Source organism: Alteribacter aurantiacus DSM 18675, from assembly GCF_000429705.1.
GTDB lineage: Bacteria > Bacillota > Bacilli > Bacillales > Salisediminibacteriaceae > Alteribacter > Alteribacter aurantiacus.
The window spans coordinates 1,938,530-1,965,186 of record NZ_KE386941.1 but is presented as its reverse complement, the minus strand read 5'-3'; the positions used below and the strand labels follow the sequence as shown (position 1 = coordinate 1,965,186).

17 protein-coding genes and 1 other annotated feature are annotated in these 26,657 nt (G+C 44.6%); of the genes, 16 read left to right on the top strand and 1 reads right to left on the bottom strand.

The genetic code is table 11. The features are described 5' to 3' along the window. Position 1 precedes the first annotated feature (1 nt). From G476_RS22015 to ysxE, 14 genes are all read left to right on the top strand, one after another. On the top strand, positions 2 to 2,950 hold the full coding sequence (locus G476_RS22015) for an extracellular solute-binding protein (RefSeq protein WP_035186492.1): 2,949 nt from the start codon (positions 2 to 4) through the stop codon (positions 2,948 to 2,950). Beyond that, entirely contained in the window at positions 2,937 to 3,827 is an 891-nt protein-coding gene (locus G476_RS0113350) for a carbohydrate ABC transporter permease (RefSeq protein ID WP_026690543.1), read from the top strand. Before G476_RS22015 ends, G476_RS0113350 begins: the two co-directional genes overlap by 14 nt. A gap of 44 nt (positions 3,828 to 3,871) precedes the next feature. Then, positions 3,872 to 4,750 (top strand): carbohydrate ABC transporter permease, encoded by an 879-nt coding sequence (locus tag G476_RS0113345; protein ID WP_026690542.1) that lies wholly within the window; start codon positions 3,872 to 3,874, stop codon positions 4,748 to 4,750. A 16-nt stretch (positions 4,751 to 4,766) separates the two neighbouring features. After that, positions 4,767 to 6,788 carry a YIP1 family protein gene (locus tag G476_RS0113340; protein WP_026690541.1) on the top strand — a complete coding sequence of 674 codons (2,022 nt, stop codon included), beginning with the start codon at positions 4,767 to 4,769 and terminating at the stop codon, positions 6,786 to 6,788. Beyond that, entirely contained in the window at positions 6,781 to 9,054 is a 2,274-nt protein-coding gene (locus G476_RS0113335) for a DUF5696 domain-containing protein (protein WP_026690540.1), read from the top strand. The genes G476_RS0113340 and G476_RS0113335 overlap by 8 nt, the downstream gene beginning before the upstream one ends. Then, the gene (locus tag G476_RS0113330; protein ID WP_026690539.1) at positions 9,051 to 9,917 is read left to right on the top strand and encodes a carbohydrate ABC transporter permease; all 867 of its coding nucleotides are present in this window, start codon (positions 9,051 to 9,053) and stop codon (positions 9,915 to 9,917) included. Before G476_RS0113335 ends, G476_RS0113330 begins: the two co-directional genes overlap by 4 nt. 12 nt (positions 9,918 to 9,929) lie before the next feature. Then, positions 9,930 to 10,892 carry a carbohydrate ABC transporter permease gene (locus tag G476_RS0113325; RefSeq protein ID WP_051314801.1) on the top strand — a complete coding sequence of 321 codons (963 nt, stop codon included), beginning with the start codon at positions 9,930 to 9,932 and terminating at the stop codon, positions 10,890 to 10,892. A 26-nt stretch (positions 10,893 to 10,918) separates the two neighbouring features. Then, a complete protein-coding gene (locus tag G476_RS0113320) occupies positions 10,919 to 12,145 on the top strand; it encodes a glucoamylase family protein (RefSeq protein WP_026690537.1) in 1,227 nt (408 codons plus the stop codon). Between the two features lie 115 nt (positions 12,146 to 12,260). Continuing rightward, entirely contained in the window at positions 12,261 to 14,702 is a 2,442-nt protein-coding gene (locus G476_RS0113315; protein WP_026690536.1) for a beta-galactosidase, read from the top strand. Next, positions 14,702 to 16,876, top strand: a complete 2,175-nt coding sequence (gene bglX, locus G476_RS0113310; RefSeq protein WP_026690535.1) for a beta-glucosidase BglX — start codon at positions 14,702 to 14,704, stop codon at positions 16,874 to 16,876. The genes G476_RS0113315 and bglX overlap by 1 nt, the downstream gene beginning before the upstream one ends. Positions 16,877 to 16,891: 15 nt before the next feature. Beyond that, positions 16,892 to 20,257, top strand: coding sequence for a GH36-type glycosyl hydrolase domain-containing protein (locus G476_RS0113305; protein WP_051314800.1), 3,366 nt, complete (start codon positions 16,892 to 16,894; stop codon positions 20,255 to 20,257). Between the two features lie 459 nt (positions 20,258 to 20,716). Beyond that, on the top strand, positions 20,717 to 21,766 hold the full coding sequence (gene spoVID / locus G476_RS0113300) for a stage VI sporulation protein D (RefSeq protein ID WP_026690533.1): 1,050 nt from the start codon (positions 20,717 to 20,719) through the stop codon (positions 21,764 to 21,766). A gap of 12 nt (positions 21,767 to 21,778) precedes the next feature. Continuing rightward, a complete protein-coding gene (locus tag G476_RS0113295) occupies positions 21,779 to 22,696 on the top strand; it encodes a hypothetical protein (RefSeq protein ID WP_026690532.1) in 918 nt (305 codons plus the stop codon). Beyond that, positions 22,693 to 23,721, top strand: coding sequence for a spore coat protein YsxE (gene ysxE, locus G476_RS0113290; RefSeq protein ID WP_026690531.1), 1,029 nt, complete (start codon positions 22,693 to 22,695; stop codon positions 23,719 to 23,721). The genes G476_RS0113295 and ysxE overlap by 4 nt, the downstream gene beginning before the upstream one ends. 277 nt (positions 23,722 to 23,998) lie before the next feature. On the opposite strand, the gene G476_RS22010 is transcribed toward ysxE, so the two are convergent. Beyond that, on the bottom strand, positions 23,999 to 24,193 hold the full coding sequence (locus G476_RS22010; RefSeq protein WP_051314799.1) for a hypothetical protein: 195 nt from the start codon (positions 24,191 to 24,193) through the stop codon (positions 23,999 to 24,001). A 236-nt stretch (positions 24,194 to 24,429) separates the two neighbouring features. Here G476_RS22010 and G476_RS0113275 point away from each other — a divergent pair, with 236 nt between their 5' ends. Together G476_RS0113275 and G476_RS22005 are read left to right on the top strand one after the other, a co-directional pair. Continuing rightward, positions 24,430 to 25,620 (top strand): ABC transporter permease, encoded by a 1,191-nt coding sequence (locus G476_RS0113275; protein WP_084405740.1) that lies wholly within the window; start codon positions 24,430 to 24,432, stop codon positions 25,618 to 25,620. Next, positions 25,620 to 26,336 (top strand): ABC transporter ATP-binding protein, encoded by a 717-nt coding sequence (locus G476_RS22005; protein WP_051314798.1) that lies wholly within the window; start codon positions 25,620 to 25,622, stop codon positions 26,334 to 26,336. Before G476_RS0113275 ends, G476_RS22005 begins: the two co-directional genes overlap by 1 nt. 33 nt (positions 26,337 to 26,369) lie before the next feature. After that, positions 26,370 to 26,610: a binding site (T-box leader), on the top strand. Positions 26,611 to 26,657 lie beyond the last annotated feature (47 nt).

Genomic DNA, 26,657 nt, shown 5'->3' with positions numbered 1-26,657 from the left:
TATGAAATGGAAAAAAGGGATTTTTTCACTAGCAATAACAGGGTTAATACTCACACCTTTTACCAAGGCTTCCGGTGAAGAGCTGCTGATTGATCAGCCGGCGGAACAATTAACCGAACCGAGGTATTCGATACTCCTCAATGAATGGGAACAAGAAGGAATTGGCAGGACTGCTCCATTTGAGCAGTCTGTCCCTCCTTCTGAATTTTTAGAAACAGACCCCGATGATTTGCTCCCTGAAGAAGACAGTCACGAATATGGAGGACCTACGTTCTATTGGGAGGATCAGCAGTCGGTCACCATTGAAGTAGAAACCGATGAAGAAGGGCTTTATGAACTGGCCTTTGATTATTTTCCTCTTGGAGACGGGATTGTCCCAATAGAAGGTGCGGTTGAAATAAACGGTGAGTATCCATTCTTTGAAAGCAGAAAAATTCTATTCCCTGTAACCTGGCAGGATCAATCTTCTGATTTTGAGGAAGACCGTTACGGTAATGAGATTGTTCCTTCCCAAGTCATGCTCAATCAATGGCATTATGTAAAAGCGAACGACTCGAGCTACTTACATGCAGAACCATTAAAGTATTACCTGGAAGAAGGCAGAAATGAAATAACCCTGACAAACATCAGGGGAGAAATGCTTCTTGGCAATGTCTATATTAATCACGTTGAAGAGCCTCCCTCCTACGAAGATTACCTGTCAGCATACTCAGGCGACACAGGTGAAGGGACTCAAAAATACACTGTGGAAGCTGAACACCCTTTACATAAAAACAGTTCTTTCATCCGTGCGGTAAACAGTCAGGATGTTTCGGTTGTCCCTTATGAAACGACCCAGAGGCTGCTAAACACGTTTGGGGGAGACTCCTGGAAAGAGAGCGGGCAGAGCGTGACGTGGGAAGTGGAAGTTGAGAGAGACGGATTTTATCAGCTCACACTGAAAGTTCTGCAGGACAAAGGGAATGGAGGGCCTGTCTTCAGAAATGTCCTCATCAACGGTGAAGTGCCCTTTGAGGAAATGTATGGATATCGATTTCATAACAACAACCGATGGACAAATGAAACGTTATCTAATGATGAAGGTCAGCCTTACTGGTTTTACTTGGAAGAGGGTGCAAATACACTGACTCTCATTGCAGATGCGTCCCCGGTAAACAGGACGCTGATGACGATTGAAAACATGATGCAGGAAATAGAATCTCTTACTTTATCGATCAAGCAACTTACCGGAAACCAGCTGGACAGGGCGAGAGGGTGGAGGATAAGTGAGTATATCCCGGAAATCGATGAAATCTTGTTCGACTGGGCAGACGAACTTGAACACGAACAAAAAAGGCTGTTTGCTATTGGAGACGGAACAGAATACGTAGATGTTGTGCAGTTGGATATGGCTGCAGAACGATTAAGGGCTCTAGCTGAATCACCGGATGAAATTCCTTTTCGATTGACAGAATTGTCAGAAGGGTCAGCGTCTGTAGCTCAGATCCTGGGAACAGTAAATGTGGACTTACGGGAACAGCCTTTGTTGATGGATCGCTTTTATGTCCATGGAGATCAGGATGTACCCGAGCCGAGAGCCGGATTAATAACAAGGGCAACAGAGTCGGTGTCCCGTTTCTTCCATTCTTTCAGGGACAGCAGCAACATGACTGTCGGAGATGTTGAGGAAGACACACTTGAAGTCTGGGTAAACCGTCCGAGACAGTATGTGGAACTGTTGCAGCATATGGCAGATCAGACGTTTACACCTCAAACAGGGATAGAAGTACAGTTTTCCTTAATGCCCGACGAGTCAAAATTGATCCTTGCAAGTGCCGCAAACAGTCAGCCGGATCTTGCAATCGGTATCAGCAATTGGCTGCCATATGAACTTGCGATCCGTGGCTCTGCTGTTGACCTGAGACAGTTTGATGATTTTGACGAGTATATTACTGATTTTTCCCCGGGGGCATTTCTTCCTTTAATTGTGGAGGACGGGGTTTATGGTTTTCCTGAAACCCAGGACTTCTATGTTCTTTATTACAGAAGAGATATTCTTGATGCATTGAACATTCCGGTTCCTGATACGTGGGACGATGTAACGGATATACTGCCTGAGCTTCAGCGTTTCGGTTTGAACTTTTATACGCCGATGGCCGGGGCAGTAGCCTTTAAGCCTTTTATGGCGACAGCACCGTTTATTTATCAGAACCAGGGTGACTTATATGAAGAAGATGGGATCGGTACAGTGATTGATTCGGATGCTTCCTTGCGAGGGATTCAATTTATGGCTGAGTTAAATACAATTTACAGTCTTCCACTTCAAGTACCGAACTTTTATAACCATTTTCGATACTCTACCTTACCCGTTGGAATCTCAAACTTTGAAACTTATGTTCAATTGACAGCAGCAGCACCTGAGATTTCAGGATGGTGGGATATTGCTCTCTACCCGGGGGTTGAAAAGGAAGACGGAGAAGTGGAAAGATGGGCAACAGGATCAGGCCAGGCCGGTATGATCTTTGAAAACAGCGAAAAAGAGGAGGCGGCCTGGGAAGTTCTCAAATGGTGGATGTCGACTGAGACCCAGACTGAATTTGCAACAAATCTGCAGATCACCTACGGGCCTGAATATATGTGGAACACTGCAAATCTTGAATCATTTGCTCAGCTTCCATGGCCTGAAGAGCATAAAGAAGTGATTCTTGATCAATGGGAATACCTGAAAGAAGTTCCGAAAACACCTTACACCTATATGGTGGAACGGGAAATCAGCAATGTTTGGAACACGGTAGTTTTCGACGGGGAAAACACCCGGTCAGCGGTAGATGATGCCGTAATTAATATCGACCGTGAAATGAGGAGAAAAATGGAGGAGTTCGGTTACATGGAAAACGGAGAAGTTGTCCGGCCGTATCCAATTCCGACAATAGAAATGGTAGAGGGGTGGATGGAAGATGCAAATCAATAAAAATCATTTGAGCACAACAATGTTTCTTGCACCTTACATTCTATTCTTTGTTACGTTCATTATCCTGCCGGTATTAGCGGCTGTCTACCTGTCCTTTTCCTATTTTAACGCCATTGAACGGCCGACATTTATCGGTCTTTCAAACTATGTAAGCGTCATAACCCAGGACGGGGTCTTCATGCAGTTCGTCTTACCGAACACACTCCAATTTGCTCTGGTGGTAGGACCCGGAGGATACATCCTGTCATTCCTGCTTGCATGGATGCTGGCTCAGATCCCAAAGCTTCCCCGGACGATACTGGCTTTGATTATCTACTCTCCATCAATGACAGCCGGGATTGCCATGGCTGTTGTATGGACGATCATATTCAGCGGGGACCAGACGGGATACCTTAACAGTCTGCTCATAACGCTCGGCGTCTTGTTCGAACCGATTCAGTTTTTACAGTCCCCGGAGCATCTGATGACCATCATGATGGTGGTAACCCTTTGGGGGAGTATGGGAGTAGGCTTTCTGGCGATGCTCTCAGGTGTATTAAACATTAACAAAGAGATTTATGAAGCAGGTTACATTGATGGGATTAGAAACAGGTTTCAGGAAATTATCTACATCACGATCCCTTCCATGAAGCCGCAAATGCTGTTCGGAGCAGTAATGGCTGTCGTCGGAACGTTTCAGGCTGGTGCTATCGGTGTAGCTCTTTCCGGAGCAAACCCGACACCACAATACTCGGGACAGCTGATGGTAAATCATTTAGAGGATTATGGATTTATTCGATATGAAATGGGTTATGCCGCAGCCATTTCAGTACTGTTGTTACTGTTTGTTTATATCTTCTCAAAAATTGCGTGGCGTTTGTTTGGGGAGAAAGATTAAAAATACTTAAATGGACAAGCCATTCATAGTGAGGAGTGATCGCCTTGGCTTCCTTTCATGGTACTAAAATTAATCCTTCTAAGTTTCACAGAAGTCAGTTGAAGTTTTACTTGTTTCTGATACCTTTGTCTGTTTTTATGGCAATGCCGATTGTCTTTATTTTCTCTCATGCATTTAAGCCGATTGATGAGCTCTTTGCATATCCACCACGGTTTTTTGTTCAAAAACCGACATTTCAAAACTTTATCGACCTGGCCAATAATACGAGTCAGACTGGTGTGCCGATTTCCCGGTATTTGTTTAACAGTATTACCGTGACCCTTACAGTGGTTGTTCTTACAATCCTGATAAGTACCATGGCCGGTTATGTATTATCAAAAAAGAACTTCAGATTAAAGAAAACGATATTTGAAATTAACACGCTGGCATTAATGTTTGTACCGGCTGCGGTCGTTATCCCACGATATCTCCTAATAGAGAATGTAGGATTACTGGACACTTTTCTTGTTCACATTTTTCCGCTTCTTGCAATGCCGGTTGGATTGTTCCTTGTAAAACAGTTTATCGATCAGATACCTGATGAGCTGATAGAGGCAGCTAAAATAGATGGCGCCAATGACATTCAGATTTTCCTTAAAATTATCATTCCACTTGTGAAGCCTGCAATCGCAACAATCACCATTTTGTCCTTTCAGATGGTATGGAACAATATTGAGACATCAACATTGTACGTAAACGATGAAAATTTGAAGACTTTTGCATTTTTTATGTCCACTCTGGCAGCCAATGACTCGGGAAATACAGTGGCGGGTCAAGGGATGGCTGCAGCTGCTGCTCTGATTATGTTCATTCCGAACTTAATTATTTTCATCATTCTGCAGAGCCAGGTTATGAACACGATGGCCCATTCAGGGATTAAATAGAAGGAGGGATGAGGGAGTGAGTAAAGTTAAAATCAGCTTCGTAATGGTATTCTTATTTCTTTTCTTTCCCGTTGCTTCCTTTGCTTCTGTTTCAGTCCCTTATAAAACAGAAACCTTGTCAGCAGAAGGAAGGATGATTGAAACCCAGACCGCTTATGTCCCTGTAGGTCTTTTTGGAAGCGGAACTGAAATGATCAGCCCGGAAGATATTTTTGTGAATGAAGAAAATCAGGTTTATCTTGCTGATTCAGGAACACAGCTCATCACGGTTTTTAATGAGAACGGCCGGGCAGTAGAGCAAATCGGCGAAGGAGTCCTGGTTCAGCCGACCGGGGTATATGCGGACGAAGAAGGTAAGATCTTTGTTGCTGACTATGGAGCTGAGAAAGTATTTCGTTTTTCAGCCGATGGAAACCTTGAGGAAGAGTTTGGGCGTCCTGAATCCCCTTTGTTTGGATCGCGCTCTCCCTACAAACCGCAAAAAGTGGCTGTTGACCGAAGAGGAAATATGTATGTGGTGGGAGAGGGATCCACAAACGGAATCATTCAAATGAACCGTGAAGGCGGCTTTCTCGGATACTTCGGTGTAAACCGGACAGATACAGGCGTCCTTTCCAGTATCCAGGATCTCCTTACAACGGAAAGACAGAGAGAACGAATGTTTCTCCGTGTCCCGCCTGCTCCAACAAACGTAGCTCTTGATGACCAGGGACTTGTTTACTCGGTTACTGCGGGAACCGATTTTGAAGTGATAAGAAAGCTGAATATTGCAGGCGCAAATATGCTGGATTCAGATATTTCCAGTGTCAGGCAGCTTACTGATATTGCAGTAGGACCGATAAATAATATGGTCGTTGTGAGCAGTGGAGGCCGTATTTATGAATACGACAGTTTTGGAAATCTGCTGTTCAGGTTTGGGGGCAGGGATGATGGTTCCAACCGGATGGGGTTGTTTACAAGCCCCTCTGCAGTTGACGTTGATAACTACGGCAGAATTTTTGTGACAGACAGTGAACGGGGAACCGTTCAGCTTTTTGAAAGAAGTACCTTTACAGAAATGCTCCACAGCGGAATCGCCCTTTTTGCAGAAGGCTATTATGTGGAGAGTGAACATTACTGGAATGAAGTTCAGCGATTGAATTCATCCTTTGGTCTGGCTCATACGGCAATGGGAGAAGCGTACTTTAAGCAGCAGGAGTATGTAGACGCTCTGGAAGAATACAGACAGGGCCATAATAAAACCGGCTATTCAAATGCATTTTGGGAGCTTAGAAACGAATGGATGCAAAGCAATTTGGGCTTGGTGTTTACTCTTATTCTAGGCGTGTTTTTCCTCAGATCGGCTGTTATCTATGCTGATCGGAAAAAGAAAATTCTCGATCCGTTAAGAGAAGAAAAGAGTGCCTTTAAGAAGCGTAAGCTCGTAAGTGATCTTCTATTCCTGTTCCGCTTTTTAAGACATCCGATCGACAGCTTCTACTACATAAGAGAATCTGAGCGGGGAACCATTTTATCCGCCACGATCCTCTACGGAATTCTGTTTGGTCTGTATTTGTTTATGATACTTGGAACCGGGTTTCTTTTTACAGATATAAGGACAGAACCGGTAAATATATTCAGTGAGTTTCTAACCTTGTTTATTCCCCTTGCGTTATTTATTACAGCAAACTACCTTGTCAGTACGATCAATGACGGAGAAGGAAGGCTCAGGGACATTTATATTGGAACGGTTTATTCCCTTGGACCGATTTTTGTGGGAATGATACCAATCACGCTCATCTCAAATATCCTTACATTGAATGAAGCGTTTATTTACACATTTTCCATGCAAATCATCATCGGATGGTCACTCTTCATTTTAATTACAATGATACGAACAGTGCATGACTATTCGTTCTTTGAAACGGTCCGCAACATTGCAGTGACCCTTTTTATGATGGTAATCATGGTTCTTGTATTCTTTATTATCTATATTCTAATGGATCAAGTCGTAAGTTTTGTATACAGCATTATTCAGGAGGTGATTCTCCGTGTTTAAAAAAATAATTGTACTTTTAGCTGTCATTATCATTCCTGTACAGGTATATGCCATGAGTCAGAGCGATGATGAAGTGGAAGAAATTGAGGATATTATCGAGCTTGCCGAACACGATCTGAGGTTTGACTCAAATAATTTTACCCGGCCTGAAATTGATTCGGACAATGAGCGTGCGAACCAGTCGCTTGATGGATACATTCCGATTGCTGAAAATGAGCAGTTACGATTATATGTTGAAGAAAATACGCTGGCGATAAAAGTAGAAAACGTACAAACCGGTTATATATGGAGTTCCGGTCTTGATGAGCCTGATGATTACCGGTTGAATGAGACGTGGACAAACATGGCTCAATCGGCAGTTACGATCGATTACCTGGATGTGCGAAGCAACAACCAGACTGCGAATGTGGCGGCAGATGGAGCGGTTTCTGAACTCACAATGACGGACCATGGATTCGAAGCGGTTGTTCAATTTGAAGACGCAGGTATTGAACTCTACCTGCATGTGGAAATTCAGGATGGGGAACTGTTCGTCCACGTTCCACAGGAGGGGATAACGGAAGAGGAAGAGAGTGGACAGCTTTTGTCTCTTCGCCTTTATCCGTTTTTGGGAGCCTCTCATCAAAATGGTATGGACGGGTATTTATTTATTCCCGATGGCAGTGGTGCTCTTATAAGGTTCGAAGAAAATCCGCCTGTTGTGGATGCCCCGTTCCGCAGTCATATTTATGGAAGAGATGAAGCCTACAGAAGAACACTTTCGTCAGAGCAGGAAGATTCTGCTGTTATTCCAGCACACACACTTTCTCTCCCGGTGTATGGAGTGGTTCACGGCAGCGGTGAAAATGGCTTTATTACCGTGGTGGAAGACGGCAGTCATTATGGAGAAGTCCTGGCTTATCCATCAGGAGTGTCGACTGATTTTTACTGGGTCACTTCCCAATACCATTACCGTTATGAATACTTCCAGCCTACCAGCCGTGACCTCAGCGGTTTTACGGCTTATCAGGAAGATAGAAATGACTTCGATATTACACAGCGGATTTCATTCTTAAGTGATGAGGATGCTGATTATGTAGGTATGGCAAAAACGTATCAATCCTACCTGTTTGAAAATGATCGTTTAAACAGCAGGGAGGACGTGGTAGATGTGCGTCTTGAATTTCTTGGTGGTGAAGCAAAGGCCGGAGTGCTTCGGGATACTGTTATTCCAATGACACCTGTTACGGATATTGAAGACCACGTCCGGGAACTGCAGAAGGAAGGTGCAGATTCCCTCCATGTTGTCTACCGTGGATGGACAGAAGGCGGGCTGACGGGAGCTTTACCGGCGAAATTCCCTTATGAGAGCAGTCTGGGGAGCGGTGCTGACTTTACAAATACTCGTGCTGCACTGGAAGATATGGGTGTCCCGATGTCTTTCTATACTGACTTTACAAAAGCTTATGAAGGAGCCGCTGGCTTTGGGGGACGAAGTGAAGTGGCGAGAAGGATCAGCGGGGAGCCTGTTATCCAGGAAGATGGATATGAAAGTTCATTTTATCTTCGTCCCGGTCAGTCACTAGAGTATGCCGGACAGGATATTGAACAGTTTAAGGAGCATGGTATCGAGCATATTTCGGTGGATACAAGTGGACAGGTTCTTTTCTCAGACTATACAAGAGCAGCCCCGTCCTCAAGGAACGATATGATTGGAATGTATGATCAGCTGTTCTCAGACCTTAGTGAAAACATGAATGGGATTTCTTTTTATAATCCTAACGATTATGTGTGGGAGTATACGGACCGCTATCTTGATATACCGATGTATTCGTCCAGCTACCTGCTCACCACTGACACCATCCCTTTTATACAAATCGTCTTAAAAGGGCATGTACCATACTACGCACCTTATTCGAACTTTAATCACAATCCTCAGGAAGAACTCCTGAGAATGATTGAATTCGGCGCATATCCTTCGTTCTATTTGACAACGAAATCTTCAAATGAACTGGTGGACACTCCTTCCCGTCATTTATATACTTCCCGTTTTGATGACTGGAAAGATGAAGTGGTCCGGCAATATGACGAGGTTCATAAAAGTCTCGGCATGGTGGAGAACGAAACGATTGTAAGCAGGACCGTCCATGAACCGGGAGTTGTGGAAGTTGGTTATTCGAATGACCTGTCAATCGTGGTCAATTACACGAGTGAGCAGGTTCAAGTAGACGGCGTGAACATAGAGCCATCATACTTTGGCGTAATTAATAAGGAGGAAGGGTCATGAAGCAGCTGTCGATGAAAAACCGTAAAAGTATGACCGGCTTCATGTTTATCCTTCCGTGGGTGATCGGCTTCCTCCTGTTTACTGCTGTGCCTCTATCGTACTCTCTTTATTTAAGCTTTCAGGATGTAAGAATTACCCCGGCGGGGATTCAGACAACCTTTATCAGTTTTGAAAACTATGAATATGCCTTTGGGATGGATGCGTTATTTACTCAAAAACTGCTTATCTTTTTTCGTGAAATTGTCGTGTCTGTACCCATTATTATTGTTTTTTCATTAATCATTGCTCTGCTTTTGAACCAAAAAGTACGATTCAGAATGTTTTTCAGGACCGTCTTTTTCCTCCCTGTTATTATCATCAGCGGCCCGGTTATTCATGAACTGATGGATCAGGGAGTTACTTCCATTCCTTCGATTGAGGAGTACGCTGTTTTTCAGACGCTTCTCTCAAGCGGAGAAGGCTTTCTGGCAGCGACAGTGATTTACCTGATGCAAAACCTGATCATGATTCTTTGGTTTTCCGGGGTTCAGATTCTTATATTTCTCGCTGCACTGCAGAAGATTGATGACAAAATTTATGAAGCGGCCAAAATTGACGGTGCATCAAATTGGGAGTGCTTTTGGAAAGTCACATTGCCGAGTCTGTTTCCGATGATCATTGTTAATCTCATTTATACGATCGTGACGTATTCGATCTTTTCACTTAACCCGGTTATTGAACATATTCAGGATAATATGTTCAGAACCGATACCGGGTTTGGCTATGCCTCGGCACTATCCTGGATTTACTTTTTGTTAATTACGATCATTCTTTTTATATCAGTACTGCTTATCAGTCTCAGAGGGAGAAAGAAATATGCGTAAGGAGGGACAAACATGACAAGCTTCGTTGCAAAAATTCGTCGGGGGAACAAAACCTACTACAAAAACAAAAGCAAAAAACTGCTTTTTGGCACGCATGGCTCAGATGGGCTGATGATGAAATTCATCGTTTATGCTCTATTAATCGGAATCGGCTTTGTATATTTGTACCCTCTGATTTATATGGGGTCCTACAGCCTGAAAAGTCTGGATGACATCTTAAATCCGCTTGTTAACTGGATTCCGTCGACACTTTATCTGGATAATTACCAACAGGCTTTAAGTGTCCTTAACTTCTTGCCAACCTTCGGACAGACTTTGTACGTAACCGCTCTGCCTGCACTCATTCAAACTGTCGTTGCGGCAGTTGTCGGGTACGGCTTTGCAAGGTTTGACTTTCCAATAAAAAGGATCCTGTTTGGTCTTGTTCTTGCGACTTTTATCATTCCTCCACAGGTAACGATGATTCCTCAATATGTCTTCTTTAACGAGATTGGTATTTTGGGAAGTGTCATGTCTTTCATTTTACCTGCACTTTTCGGACAGGGAATTAACAGTGCGATTTTTATCCTGATCTTTTATCAATTTTTCAAAATGCTTCCCCAATCCCTTGAGGAAGCAGCCCAGCTTGACGGGGCGGGACAGGCAAGGATTTTTCTGACAATTGCCATCCCAATGGCAGGACCGGCCATTATCATTTCGTTTTTATTCTCCTTTGTCTGGTACTGGAATGAAACCTATCTGGCATCTATTTATTTTGGCAACGCCATGACCACTCTTCCACTTGAACTTCAGAGATTTGTAGCAACCTTTGAACAGATGAACCAGGGTGGAGGTGAAGGCGGAGGAAGTTCAATAAATGAAGGCATAAAGATGGCAGGTACGATGCTTACAATTCTGCCGCTTTTAATTATCTATCTGATTACACAAAAATGGTTTGTTGAAGGTGTAGACCGTTCAGGTATCGCAGGTGAATAGAGTTACAACCGTTAGGAGTGTAAAATATGACATTTAATAATCTTATTGAAGAGGAAGCGAAAAGATCATTCCGCTTTTTCTATGATGAAGCAAACACTGATCCCGACAGCCCCGGTTACGGACTGATCCTCGATAAGACGGGTGAGGATAGCAAGGAAGTGGCGAGTATTGCCTCTGTCGGTTTCGGTCTTACCGCTCTTATTATCGGAATTGAGCGTAACTGGATTACGAAAGAGCAGGGATATGAACGGACCAAAGGAACACTGATCACGTTTCGGAACAACGTGGAGCATGTGGGAGGATTCTTTTATCACTTCCTTAACATGAAAACAGCTAAAAAATATGAACACTATCACGATTGTCCTTCCATTATTGATACAACGCTTTTTCTGAACGGCGCCATTACTTCTGCCGAATACTTTGGCGGGGAAATTGCAGAGATTGTAGATGAAATCTATGAGCGTATTGACTGGACCATGTATTATGACGAGGATAATAACTGGTTTTATATGGGCTATAACGAAGATACAGGCGGATTTGGTCACTGGAATATGTATGCAGAGCAGATGACTCAGTATATATTGGGTGTTGCTTCCCCTACCCATCCGGTACCGGAGAAAATCTATGATGGTTTTGAACGGGAAAAAGGCAGCTATGGAGAGTATGAGTTTTATAACTCACCCGGCGGCCAGCTTTTCACTCATCAATTTTCCCACGCCTGGTTTCAGTTCAGGGGACTTAAAGATAAAGACGGAATCGACTGGTACGATAATTCCGTCAAGGCAACCCTCGCCCAAAAACAGTACGCGTGTGATAATCCCGATGGGTTGAAAACGCTCCATGAAAAATCTTGGGGACTGACAGCCTGCGAAGGACCTCAGGGTTACTGCGGGCCGGGAGCACCACCGTATCACGAGAACGTAAAGGTGAAAAACGACGGTACAGTCGCTCCGGCAGCGGCAGGGGGATCGATTGTGTTTACACCGGGAGAATCCATTGAAGCTCTGCACTATTTTTACGAAAATCACCCCAAGCTTTGGGGTAAATACGGCTTTAACGATGCTTATAACCTTGATGTGAACCCGGAGTGGTATGCAAAAAGGGTAATCGGGATTGATAAAGGCATTACACTGCTGATGATCGAAAACCATCGTTCCGGACTGGTCTGGGAACTGTTTATGAAAAACAAGCACGTCAAAAAAGGAAAAGACCTCCTGGGTTTTAAAAAAGCAGAAAAAGTAGATTTTTCGTAAAATGTGTTCACCTGGCATATCAGCTGATAACGAAGGGCGCGTAAAGTCCATTTAGGGTTGAGAAGTTTTTATGGACTATAGAAAAAGATAAACGCCAATGGAGGAGGAAGCAACGTTGATTGAAATTACAAACAAGCAAATTGTCATTGACGGAAAACCTCAAATCATCCTGTCCGGAGAAATCCACTACTACCGGCTGGATCGAAAAGACTGGCAGGATCGTATAGATAAACTGAAAATGGCTGGGGGAAATGCAGTGGCATCCTACATACCCTGGCTGTGCCATGAGCCGGCAGAAGGCCAAGTCGATCTGACAGGAGAAACAAAAGAAGAACTTGACCTCGCCGGATTTATCGATCTATGCCACGAGAATGGGCTGTACTTTTTTGCAAGACCAGGTCCTTTCATCATGGCGGAAATGAAAAACGAAGGGATCCCGTATTGGGTTTATGAAAAACACCCGGAGTCTGTTCCTGTTGGATGGGATGGACAAGAAGTAACGACTCCAACCCTTGATTATCTCTACCCCGGTTTTTTGGAAGAGACAAGAAAATGGTACAACCACGTAATGGAGATCCTCCGGCCTCGTCTTTATCAGCATGGCGGGCCAATCATTGCCCTTCAGCTGGATAATGAAGTCGGCATGCTTTCCTGGGTGAGTAATGTTCCGGATCTTACAGAAAACGTGATCACCGGTTTTAGAGAGTGGCTTCACGAAAACTATGATTCTCAAAAACTCCGAGAGCGATACCCCTTTGATCTTAGTAACCTTAAAGCTGCTGTGGAAGCGGTTCGTTCGCCAAAAGAAGATTACGTTCTGTACCTGCAAAAGGACCTGGGCTACTTTATGCGTCACCGTTTTGCGAAGTATATAGCCACTTTAAAAGACTATGCACAAAAGAGTGATGTGAAGGACATTCCCTATATCGTAAATATCCATGGTACAGGTGGGGGACGCGGCTTTACCTATCCGATTGGTATCAGTCAACTCTATGAGTCTTATATTCAGGATGAAGATCTGCTTGCAGGGTCTGATATTTACTTTGGTGATTTGGATATGAATACTTTTCAGGATCTCTATCTAATTAACGGCTTTATGGAAGCCGTCAACCTTCCGCACCAACCTCTTACATCTGTTGAGTTTAACTGCGGTGACGGTAATTTCGGTCAGATGGTCGGGGAACGCTACGACCCTTCAGCTGCTGATTTTAAAGCACGGATGTGTATTGCTCAGGGAAACCGGTTGCTGAACTATTATTTATTCTGCGGCGGCAGGAACGGCCGCTTCGATGTTCCTGAATTTGATGGGAACAACCGGATCGCCTCTACAGGTGAGCGGCACGGATTTGCAGCACCAGTCAGTCCTGAAGGGGAATTCAATTACACCTTTGACAGGATGGCGCAGTCCATGAAAGCGATTATGGCTGTATCTGACAAACTGGCAGCGATGAATGAAGAACGGGACCAAGTCACATTTGGATTTATTCCTGATTATTACATGACAGAGTACCGCTATCCCAAAAGTAAAAAGACACAGGACCTTTTAGAAAACCTTGAAAAAAACAGAGCGGGGAATGTATGGGAAGCGTTGGGAAGAGCTCTGCTACTCGCAAACTTCCGTTTCACCTCCGCAGATGTTCAAAATAAACCTCTCAGCCCTGCTGACATACCTGTACTTGTCCTGCCTTCTGCAAAGTACATGGCCAAGGACATTCAGGACAAACTCGTTACTTATCTTGAAGATGGTGGCAGGCTCCTCCTTTACGGTGAAGTACCTCAGCTTGATATGGAAGGGCATCATTGTTCGGTGCTGGCTGATGCCCTGGGAGCAACTGTCATCGGGGAACACAGAGGAGACCACCGGTTTTATCTTTCTGTTGCCTCAGGAGGATGGGCTGAACAAATGGGTGAAATCAGAACTCATTTTGCCCAGGCACTTGAACTGGAAAGTGGTGATCCAATTCTCACTGTGTACGGAACCAGTCATGTGACCGGCTTCGAAACAGAGGCAGGCGCAGGAAAAGCAGTCGTTATTGCCGCGGCAATGACATGCGATATTGAATTCTTTAAAAAATGTGTTCACCGACTCGGAGCAGAGCCTGGACTCACCCACGACTGCAGGGAACATGGAATCTTTATGACTTCAGTTAAAAACGATGCTGGGGAACGTTTTCTTCACCTACTGAATCTTGATGGATTTGATAAAAAATTCACTGTATATAAAGACGGATTATCCCTTTTTGACGGTGAAAAAGTGGAGTTGCATGCTAAAGAAGGAGTTATGCTCCCGTATAACGTAGAGTATGCCGATGTTAACATTGTCAGTTCCACTGCAGAAATAGCAGGAGTTGAGCCTGATGGAATACGCTTTCGCCTCACACAGGCTGAAGACAGAATCAGGATCAAAACAGACAAAACGATCCTTTCACATGAATCTTATACGGTTAAAAAAGATGAAGAAGACACTTATCTAATACGGTCGAACAAACATGCCAAGGTGGATAATGAGTTAACTGTATTTATACCTGGCCTGACGGAAAGTGAGCGTGAGTGCTGATGAATCAAACCGATGTAAAACAGCTTCTTGAACAAATGACGCAGGATGAAAAAATCGCTCAGTTGATGCAACTTGCAGGTTTCTTCTACGAAGGGGCAGCCCAGCGGGGGGAAATAACTGGTCCTATGGAAGACCTGGGGATTGAAGAAGAAACGATCATTAACAGCGGTTCTGTACTTGGAGCCTCGGGAGCAGGGGAAGTGCGCAGCATACAAGAAGCTCATTTAAAGAAAAACCGCCTTGGTATCCCATTGTTAATGATGGCAGATATCATTCATGGTTATAAAACCATTTTCCCTGTACCGTTAGGCATAAGCTGCTCGTGGAACCTTGACCTTGCAGAGAAAAGCGCAGAGGCTGCAGCAAAAGAAGCTGCTGTATCAGGTGTTCACGTTACGTTTGCACCGATGACAGACCTCGTTAGGGACCCTCGCTGGGGACGTGTGATGGAATCAACCGGGGAAGATCCATTCCTCAACAGTGAATTTGCCAAAGCCTTTGTAAGAGGCTTCCAGGGAGACAACCTGAAGGAAGATTTACACCGGGTAGCAGCATGTGTGAAGCATTTTGCGGCATATGGAGCTTCAGAAGGAGGAAGAGACTACAACTCCGTAGATATGTCTGAAAGGCAGCTCCGGGAGATGTATCTTCCAGCCTACAAAGCAGCGCTTGATGAAGGCTGTGAAATGGTGATGACAGCATTTAATATCGTCGACGGGATCCCTGCCACTGGCAACAAAAGACTGATGCGGGACATTCTCCGTGATGAATGGGGCTTTGACGGGGTGATGATTTCTGACTGGGGTGCAGTAAAGGAACTTATTCCCCATGGGACAGCCTCAAATGAGAAAGAGGCAGGAAAGCTTGCCATCGAAGCCGGTGTTGATATTGAGATGATGACCGCCTGCTACGCAAATAATCTAAAGGAACTGATGGAAGAAGGACAGCTGGAAGAAAGTCTTGTGGACGAAGCCGTTCTCAGGATCCTGACATTGAAAGACAAGCTCGGGTTATTTGAAAAACCTCACCGGGGTGCTGACGTAAAACTGGAGGAAGAACTTGTATTTTCCAAGGAGCATCGGCAGCTTTCAAGAGATCTTGCTGCAAAGTCGTGCGTGCTGCTGAAAAATGAAGGTGTTCTGCCACTTGGAAAAGAGCAGAAGGTGTTACTTGTAGGACCGTTTGCTTCAAGTGGTGATGTGTTAGGGCCCTGGTCATGGAAAGGCCCGAGAGATGAAGCGGTAACCATGGAAGAAGGAATGAAAAGGAAAATTGGAGCAAATAACGTTTCCGTTGCTGCAGGCTGCGGGATCGAAGAAGCAGTAACCGAAGAGCAGTGGAAAGAAATTGAACTGGCAGTTAAAGGTGCAGATGTTATTGTTGCCGCACTCGGCGAACGATCAGAGATGAGCGGGGAAGGCGGATCTCGCGCCGACATTATGTTACCCTTGGCACAGGTGGAGTTTGTCCGAAAATTGAAACGTTTCAACAAACCTGTAGCCGTTGTTCTTTTTAATGGAAGACCACTTGATTTACATGGTGTGACAGACCAGGCTGATGCATTGCTTGAAGCGTGGTACCCGGGAACAGAAGCAGGAGACGCAGTAGCGGATCTTCTTTTTGGAGAAGTGAACCCGTCAGGTAAGTTAACCATGTCGTTCCCTTATGCTGTCGGACAGGTACCGGTCTATTACAACAGGTTTAATACAGGAAGGCCGCAAAAAGCACCGCACATTAGAGAGCGTTACGTCTCCCAGTACCTGGATATTCCTAATGAACCTCTGTTTCCTTTCGGCTTCGGGTTAAGTTATACAAGCTTTTTCTACAGTAATTTAAGCTTATCGGGCAATGTGGTCCGGTCTGACGAGTCGATAAGGGCAACGGTTACTGTAACGAACCAAGGAGAGTATGCCGGAGAAGAGACAGTGCAACTGTACATCAAGGACGAAGTTGGCGAAGTTGTCCGTCCTTTAAAGGAACTTAAAGGGTTTAAAAAAGTGTTCCTGAAGTCAGGTGAATCACAGGAAATCACATTTAAAATAAATGAAACGATGTTGCGTTATACCCACTCGGACCTTGGTTACCGCAGTGATGCAGGTTCATTCACTGTATTTATCGGAACGGACAGTGAAAATGGGAAAACGGCAGCATTTGAACTTGAATTGACTAAATAACCAGGGGGACCTGAAATGACAAAGACAAAAAACCAAAATCAGATTGTGAAAACATCGTTCGATATAAATGCCGGGGATTACACATTCACGTTTTTAAACAGCGGTGATTTGTTTCAAGCCTCTTATCATCAGTTGATGGTCAATCAATGGCTGTCGAATCCAATTGACGGGTCGATGAACAATATCTTTCTTCGTATTTTCAAAGACAAAGAGATTTTGTACACCCCTCTGCTGGGCATTCAGTCTGACAGTGCAGTCTCATTTACTAAAGAGGCTGTTACATGGACAGGTGATTTTGAAGGTGTGGATTATAATGTGACTTTCCGTCTTTCAGAGAAAGGGGTCTGGTTCTGGCAGGTAAACCTTAATGGAAAAGGGATTGAAGCAGATGTTATCTATACCCAGGACGTGGGGATTGGTGACAAAGGATTTATTCGGAACAATGAAGCCTATCTGTCCCAGTACATTGATCATAAAGTGTTTGAAGATGACAGCAAAGGATATGTTGTTTGTTCACGGCAGAACCAGGGACAGTCTACTGGTTTTCCCTACCTGCAACAGGGAGCTCTTACGGGTGCAAAAGGTTATCTTACTGATGGTTTTCAATTTTTCGGGCTCAGCTATAAGGAGACGAATGAGCCTGCAGCTCTAAAAGGAACCAGCCTTCCAAATGAGATTTACCAGTATGAGTTTGCTTTTACGGGACTTCAGTCAGAAAAACTGTCTCTTTCAGGCTCTTCTCATGTTGTTTTTTACGGACTGTTTAAGGAAAACCACTCTGAAGCTGTATCGGGCCTGGAGTTTTCCGGAGAGGTATTAGAAGCATGGAATGAATTGATGAAAAAGGAGGAAGCTTCGACTGAAAGTGTATCTGTTGAAAGGGCGGTGCTTTCTTCGAAATTTGGAAAACCGCTTGAAACAGTTTCTATGAAAGAAGAGGAAATTAAAAGCCTTTTTCCGAACCGTTCCCACGAAGAGTACGAGGGTAACCAGCTGCTTTCCTTTTTCACTGATACACATGAGCATGTTGTACTGAAAGAAAAGGAATTGATTACAGAGCGTCCTCACGGTCATATCATTATGAGTGGCCAGAGCACGGATTTTCGTTCGGAAACTTTATCAACCACCTCTTATATGTATGGTCTGTTCAATGCTCAGCTTGTTATTGGCAACACAACGTTTAACAAGCTTCTTTCCCAGGCGCGTAATCCGTTGAATGTAATGAAAACATCCGGTCAGCGAATGTATGTAGAATTTGGTGGCAAGTACCGGCTCCTCGGAATGCCGTCAATGTTTGAAATCGGATTTAATTACTGCCGATGGTATTATAAAACGGAAGAAGAGCTATTTGAAGTCACAAACTTCACTACCGTTGATGCACCTGACGTAACGCTTACTGTTCGGTCCGGCAGTGGAAAAGCATACCGGTATATGCTTACAAGCCAGGTGACAATGAGCAACAATGAATATGACTCACAGTTTGAGATTTGTGATAACGGAAAATCATTGACGTTCACAGCAGGAAGCAATGCTGAAAGTACACAGGTTTATCCGGAGCTTGCCTATAAAATGAGCTTTTCAGGAGCTGAAGTTGTCTCCGGAAATGAGCAGATGCTGGGAGATAACATTTCTACACAATCAGCGTCTCTGGTCGTTACAAAAACGAGTGAAACTCCGGAGCTTTCCGTTCTCGTTCAAGCTTTCCTTCACGATGGTGACCGCCCCGAGTCCTTCAGAAATGTAGAGGCAGAAAGCAAAAAATACCGTGCTTTCTTCAGTGATCTTATGAATGGGTTCAACATGGAGAAGGAAGGTCATGAAGAGCTTAATAAAATGAACACCATCGTCTGGTGGTATACCCACAACATGCTTGTTCACTACATGGTTCCTCACGGTTTGGAGCAGTATGGTGGCGCAGCCTGGGGAACCCGTGATGTGTGTCAGGGACCAACGGAGTATTTTATGGCGATGCAAAAATATGATGTGGTCAAAGATATTCTTAAAAAGGTTTATTCCCACCAGTATGAAGATACAGGAAACTGGCCTCAGTGGTTCATGTTTGATAAATACTACAATATTCAAAGTGAAGAAAGTCACGGCGACATCATTGTATGGCCGTTGAAAGTATTAAGTGATTACTTAACCGTGACAAAGGATTGTGGTATCCTTCAGGAAAAAGTACCTTATGTAAAACGTGGAGTGTTTACGTTTACTGAACATGAGGGAACGATTTTTGAGCATGCGAAAAAAGAGATTGACTATATTAAATCTCATTTTCTCCATGACACTCATCTGTCTGCCTATGGGGATGGTGACTGGGATGATACGCTACAGCCTGCGAATGCCAAACTTAAGAAAAACATGGTAAGCAGCTGGACTGTCTCTCTTACTTATCAGGTAATGAACCAGCTTTCAAAAGCACTGGAAGGTGTAAATGATAAAGAAGCAGGGGAACTTAAGGAACTGGTGACTGGAATTGAAGAAGATTTTAACAAATACATGCTGGGAATGGGTAATGGAATTATTCCCGGGTTCCTGTACATGGAAGATAAAGAGAACCCTAAGCTCATGGTTCATCCGGAAGACAATGTAACCGGCATTCATTATCGCCTTCTTCCGATGACGAGAAGTATGATTGGTGAGCTCGTATCAAAGGAGCAGGCTGAAAAACAGTACAACTTGATTAAAGAACAATTTGAATGCCCGGATGGAGTAAGGTTAATGAATCGCCCCGCCCACTATGAAGGTGGTGTGAGCAAGCACTTTAAACGTGCCGAGCAGGCAGCGAATTTCGGAAGAGAAATTGGCCTCCAATATGTCCATGCCCACATTCGTTATGTGGAGGCAATGGCAAAGCTCGGTAAGAAGGAAGACGCATGGAAGAGTCTGTTTAAAATCAATCCTGTCGGAATTCAGGATGTTGTTCCAAACGCAGAACGCCGTCAGAGCAACGCGTATTTTAGTAGTTCAGACGGGCAATTCAACAATCGATATGAAGCCCAGGAACAATTCGGACGTCTGCGAAGTGGTGATGTGAAGGTTAAAGGAGGGTGGCGCATTTATTCAAGCGGGCCGGGAATTTACTTAAACCAGCTCATCTCGAACTGTCTCGGAATTCGCAGAAATGCCGGAAACCTCGTAATTGACCCTGTTTTGCCTGATGAGTACGATGGTGTAACCGTTGACTTCCTGGTAAACGGAAAGCCGGTAACATTTAAAATGAACAAAGCTGCAGATGAAAAAACGTTAAAGGTAAATGGAACGAAAGTTGAAGCATCGTTGGTAGAAAATAGATACCGCGAGGGCGGGTTTGAAGTTAATGAAAAAGAGCTTTCAAACTTATTGAATGATGAGAATAACATTGTAGAAGTAACTGTTTAATTAAAACAGGATACCATCCGGAGAAGTGATTCTCCGGATGGTTTTGTGCTTGTGTAGGAATTGTATTACTCCTTCCATGTGAATACCTTTTTTAGTTGTACCTCTTCCGCATCTAGAGCTAGCGCCTAAGAGCTCGAGGTCATTTCATTCCATCAGCTGAAGCCAAAGAGCGGCTTCAATCTGATGATGAAATAATTGTACTTAGAGCATAATGCCAAGTTTTCTTTATCGCTCGTGACCAAGGCGCTTACGCTTTTGTTCATTAAGGGAATGATGCCCCCTGCCACGTCAATTGCCCCTCCAACCTGTTCACCCTAACAAACAATGCATAAATCCCCCTCATTCCTCATAGAGTTGTAACGTATGAATGGCGAGTCTTTCATTCATGGTGGACAAAGAATGAACACCCTAGAGCGAAGCGGAAAAAGAGAGTTTTTTCTATAAAAGGAGGAGAAGCGTGTGGCCAATGAACAGGCGTCAACCTTATCATTTTCGATTCAGGAAGCAGTGTGGCTGAATCGCGGCCAGGAAATCGACAGCGTGCTTTCATTATCATTGGATCCGGATATTACGATTCAAGAGACTGAGGACTATGTCACGGTAAAAGGGAATTTGGTCTTAACAGGAGAGTACAGCCCCGGAAATGAAGTGGATGAAGACCAGCAACAGCGAAACGCAAGTCTGTCTGAGCAAGTATCTTTTCGCTCTATTGAAGAAGTGCGTGTATCAGATGAAGGGTTAGGAACCATACGTCATCCGTTTCCAATTGATGTAACAATTCCGAGAAGCCGAATTCAGGACGTGGATCAAGTCTATGTAAATGTAGACTCCTTTGATTATGACTTGCCAGGGAACGGTTGTATTGAACTTCAAGCAGACGTGTCCATTAGTGGTATGCGAGGAGAGTTTGCGAGCGCAGAATCCTATGTGGATGAAACGGAAGAAGAAACGGAGCAAGAGGCGAGAGACTTCCATTTTGAATCGGTGAGACCTCAAGAACAAGAAGAGGTTCAAGAGGTGCGCGGGGAAGATGTAGCAGAAGAGGAAAAAGAGGCTTCAGAGCCTGTGGTTTATTTAAACCGTTATGCAGAAGCCCAAGAAGAGGATTCTTACGAAGAAGAAGCGGAGCAGGAGCAACAACAGGAAGACGTGTATGCGTATGCTCATGCTAATGATATGCGCTATACCGCAAACGCCTATCAGGATGAAGCAGTGGAAGAAGAACAAGAGGTTGAAAAGGAGCCCGAAGAGGAAGAAAAAACGTACGGTACAAGAGAAGAAGAGAATGCTCTTTACCTCACGAAGGTGCTTGCGAGAGATGACGAAGAAGCGTTTACGAGACTTCGCATGTGTATCGTTCAAGCGGGGGAATCTCTGGATACGATCTCGGCTCGTTACAAGATTCCTTCAAGTCAGATTATGAGACAAAATCGATTGAACGAAGAGCGTGTAGAAGAAGGGCAAATTCTCTACATTCCTAACCGAATTTCATCACCTACCTCTTCATAGGAGGGGACGATTATGGTTGAACTTGAACAAATAAAAGGAGCGTACGGCTTCTCAGTTGGAGAGTGGATTGTTCCGGGGGAAACGTTTCGAACAGAGAAAGGTGTCAAAACGATCAAATGGTGGGAAAACCATCATACGATGAATTGGCACATTCAATGGCGAGAAGCGTTGGATAACAAAGGCATTTGTCTTACAAACAGAATGATTCGGACGAAAGATCACGAAATGTCTTTCCTTTGTACAAAGGGGTGGCTGACCTTGCACGACGAGGTCACGTCCCTTTTTTCATATCAAGGAAGGGAAGAGGAGCTGGCAAGCCTCATCGCCGGTGTGATCAATACAGGCTATACCATGGATTGGCGGGATGCAAAAGGAACGCATCTCTCGGAAGAAGTGATTAAACATGCAGTCGTAGATTTACCTGAAACAGTTGACCCTATCGTTCAATCGATTCTAAAAAAGACGATGGACGAAGCGATTACGAGGTTTAAAAAAGCCGAGCGCTTGCCAGTATCTTCTCTTGAAAAATGTCCGATCATCGATCCTCTTGGGTCGGTTAAAAATGGGAAAGAGATATTTGGACAGTTGTTTTGGTCGTTTCTTGGTCAAACGCCAGAGGTTGGCTACCGATCCATTACGTTCTTTTTACGAGAATATGTATCCGTATACGGAAAAGAGAGCACCAATCGGCTGCTGACTGCTCTTAAAGAAGAGGAAAGCTTTGATGATGCCATCATGATGCGACTCTTAAAAGAAGCAGTCTTACCATGGGAGTTTATTAAAACGGTCGAAAAGCTCCGTTATGTGAAGACGAAAGAGGAGTCGACGCGCCTTTTGGAAGAGATGTATGACACGTGGGAACAGTCAAGGGCTCTTGTGACGACAATCAGTACGTGGCTTGATGGAAAAAGAGAGAAGGTGGCCAATTGACGACCACAAAGACGTTCGATCATTTAGGCTCCGTTCTTTTTCACTATGATCTTTACCCCGAGCGAATGGAGACCTTTGGCAACGTGCGCAAAGTGTACACCAATCACGGTGTGTTTGCCTTAAAGCAAACGGCGATGGACAGGGGAGCGGGAGATTGGTTTATTCATGTGATGAGACGATTGGAGCGAATCGGCTTTCATTACACTGTGCCGATCATACCCACAAAGTACGGTGATTATCTCGTCCGTCGGGGCGATGCAGCGTATTATTTGATGCCTTGGTATGAAAACACGGAGCGCTTTACACACCCGGTGAGTAAAGAAGATGTCATTTTAGAGGAAATTGCGAAGTTGCATGGTCTTACGGAGAAAAATCAGGAGTATTCTGAAGACGTGATTCAACAAAGCTTTGATACGCTGAAACGCCGGTGGGAACTCAGACGGCTTGAAATGGAAAGGTTCGCGGACAAAATTGAGACGCATCAGTACATGTCCCCATTTGAGCTTACGTTTCTCACCCACTTCCACAGAATGGTGCAAATGGCGGAGTCGGCCGAAGAGCACCTCTCATCGTGGGTGGATATCTGTAAAGAGAAAAAAGGCTTTCGAAGCGTCTTATGTCATGGGCGGTTAAACACGAGTCATGTTTTGTTTGATCAATACGGATCAGGGTACTTCTTAAACTTTGAAAGAGCCGTGCTTGATACGCCGGCGAGAGATTTGGCGATTCTATTTCGCCATTATTTCCAAACGCGGCCTTGGGATACGAGTGAAGGGATTCATTGGCTAGGCACGTACGAACGGCATTTCGAATTGTTTGATGAAGAGCGTCATTTGCTCATGAGCTACCTGTCGTTCCCTGAGAGTATCTTTCATTCTGTGGACTTATACCTTAACGAAAAGAGGGAACAAACGCAGCTTCAGCTTGTGACGCACCTTGAACGACGGATCCTTTCGTTGAACAGGGTTCATCGGTTGCAGGAGACGTTGTTTCGAGAAGAACCGGAAGACCAACAATGGGGATGATCCGAGTGAGGATCGTCCTTTTTTGTTTGGGATTGGGGGGCTATTTGGGTGGAGTTGCATAGGTGCTGGAGGAGCTAACTCAGCTAAAATTAAAATAAGTGGATCAAACGTGGAATAACTCGGACTAACGAAAAATAAGTGGATCAAACGTGGAATAACTCGGACAAACGAAAAATAAGTGGATCTTCCGATAGTCGAAGGATCCTCCATCTTCTTGTGTCGTGTTAAGTGAAAACAAAAAACGAGCTTCCCAAATGAACTTCAGGTCGCTCGTTTGTTATTGAAACCAACCATAGGCTGTTGAAAAATAGAAGATGGCGAGAGTCGCAAGTAAGATGACATCAAACGTACTCGGGAACAAAAGGGTGCGGATCAGTTGAAAGAAGATGATGGGCAAGAGGCATTGATAAAAGGCATCGATGATTCTTCGTCCCCACAAAGGCAGACGTACTCGACTAAACGGTTTGGACATACGATCGTCTCCTTTTTTCCGTACACTGTTTGCTGTCAGTTTATGCACTAGGCACTTCAAGTGTGTATAGGAAGCCTTTGGTTGAACACCCTAAGGAAAAAGAAGGATGGAAAGGATTGATTGTCCATGTTATCATCACCATTTGTGTTTTACGAGCTCATGTGGCTTGGCTGCTTAGGGTGGCTCGGGGTAAAGGTCGTACGCATCATCATGGCTAAAGATCACGACTGACTGGGATGAATAAATGGCATGTAGTAAAGCAAAACATGCGGAGAAATCCAGGCCGAACTCTTTTGCTAATGGCAGGAACGGCCCTGACCGCCTTCATCTTATTTTCAAGTGTCTATTTTCTTAACAGCATAGAAAAAAGCGTGCAAACGACAGAAGGGAGAGTCGGTGCGGATCTGATTGTGACTCATTCAAAAGAAGATGTGAACGAGCCTTACGGACGCCACGTGCTACCGGGCGATGAGCTTCTGCCTTTTGTAGAAGGATTGGAGGGCGTCGAGGTGGTAGCGCCTGAACTCTATTTGTCTACGGTTTCCACTATTTGTTGCGGGACGGAAGGAGACTTTCCGATCGTCGCTTTTGATCCTAGTCGGGACTTTACTTTGTCTTCGTTTATGGTGAAATCCGATCCGCTGGAGGACGGGGAAGTGGTGATTGGTACCAAAGCGGGTGGAGATCGGTTTCTTTTTCATGTGGAAGATGAGGTTATACAAGAGAAGGTGAAGCTGTTCTATAAGCTTTTTGCTGTGAAAAATGTGTTATTTCCGACAGGGACAAAGGTGGACGAAACCATCTACATGACCCTTGGGAGTGCCCATGAGATGATTAAAAACAAGGTGCTCGATGTACACATCCAAGAAGATGCGATCTCAGCTATTTTTGTAAAAGCAGAAGCTGATCGTGTGACGGAGATTGGAAGGGCTATTACCCGCCGTTTTCCGGAAACGAACGTTCATTATGGTTCGGGTGTCAAAAAAGAGGTGGCCTCGTACGTGCGTCCCCTCCGAAATGTAGTTTATGCCTTAATCGGTCTTGTGGTCGTGACGAATATGCTTCAGTCGATTACCTTGTATTCTGCCATGTTAACCGAGCGGAAAAAGGAGATCGGGATGTACCGGGTGATGGGGATTCCAACGGGGAAGTCCGTTCAGCTCATTTTGTATGAAGTGATTGTAGTCACAGGTGCCGGGTCTGTGATTGGGATTTGTGCAAGTCTCGGTCTCTTGTACGATCACCAGACGCTTTTGTATGCCTGGAGTGAGCTTCCGCTTGTTTTACCTAAAAAAACGGATTTGTTTTTTCAAGGAGGAATCACAATGGCAGTAACGATGTTGATTTCCCTATTCGGTTCTGGTCTGTGTCTGCGATCCCTTTACAAGCAAAAGCCTTATCGGATGGTGCGGGAAGGTGAGAGTTGATGATTCGTGCCAATGTGAAAAAAACGTATCGCTTGGATCGCCATCACGTGGTCACTGCAGTTAAAAGGGCTGACATGGTTGTTCGTGAACAGACGTTTACCGTCATTACTGGACCGTCTGGGAGTGGAAAGTCGACGCTGTTGGCCGTGCTCGGTTTGTTAGAGGAACCAACGGAAGGAAAGGTGCTCTTAAATGGAAACGAAGTACAGACGGAGAAGGAGCGGGCTCGTGTTCGGTTACATACGTTCGGCTTTGTCCATCAGTACCCGAGACTTCACCCAACGTTATCGGCTCTTGATAACGTATTACTTCCGTTAGCGTTGATGAAAAACGTAACCACAGAAGAAGTGGAAAGAGGACGTGCCCTTTTGGAAGAGGTGGGATTAAAGGAGCGGATCGACCATCTGCCTTTTCAAATGAGTGGTGGTGAGCAGCGGCGTGTAGGATTGGCCCGGGGGCTGATGTTGGATCCGGCTGTTTTATTTGCTGACGAGCCTACTGCTTCCTTGGATCCTGAAAACAGCCTCCTTATTTTTTCCCACTTGCACAAATGGTTTTTGAGAGGAAAAACCGTCGTCGTGGCAACCCATGACCCAATTGGAGTGCGGTTTGCCACCGATGTGTACGATATGCGGGAAGGCATTTTAACAAAGAAGAGTATAAGAAAGTCAGATCCAGACGATGATGAATGTAAAGATTGTGCGTCTGCCTATTGAAAGTTGCCAAGGCTTAGAGTAAAATAACGATAGTTAATAACCGTGATGGGGAAGAGTACATCGTGAACCCACCAGAGAGGAAGGCCATTTGCTGAAAGGCTTTCTTGGATGTAAGGATGGAAGGTCGCCCCGGAGTTGCTTTTGTGAACGCCTGTTCGTTAGTAGTAAAAGCCGGCAGACCCCGTTATGGTCACTTGAGTGTACGCTGGGATTTTTTCTGCCGGTGTAAACAAAGGTGGTACCGCGAGAAGCGTCAGCTCTCTTCGTCCTTTGACGAAGGGGGCTTTTTTGTATTTCCGCAGAAGCCAAACACACATAACG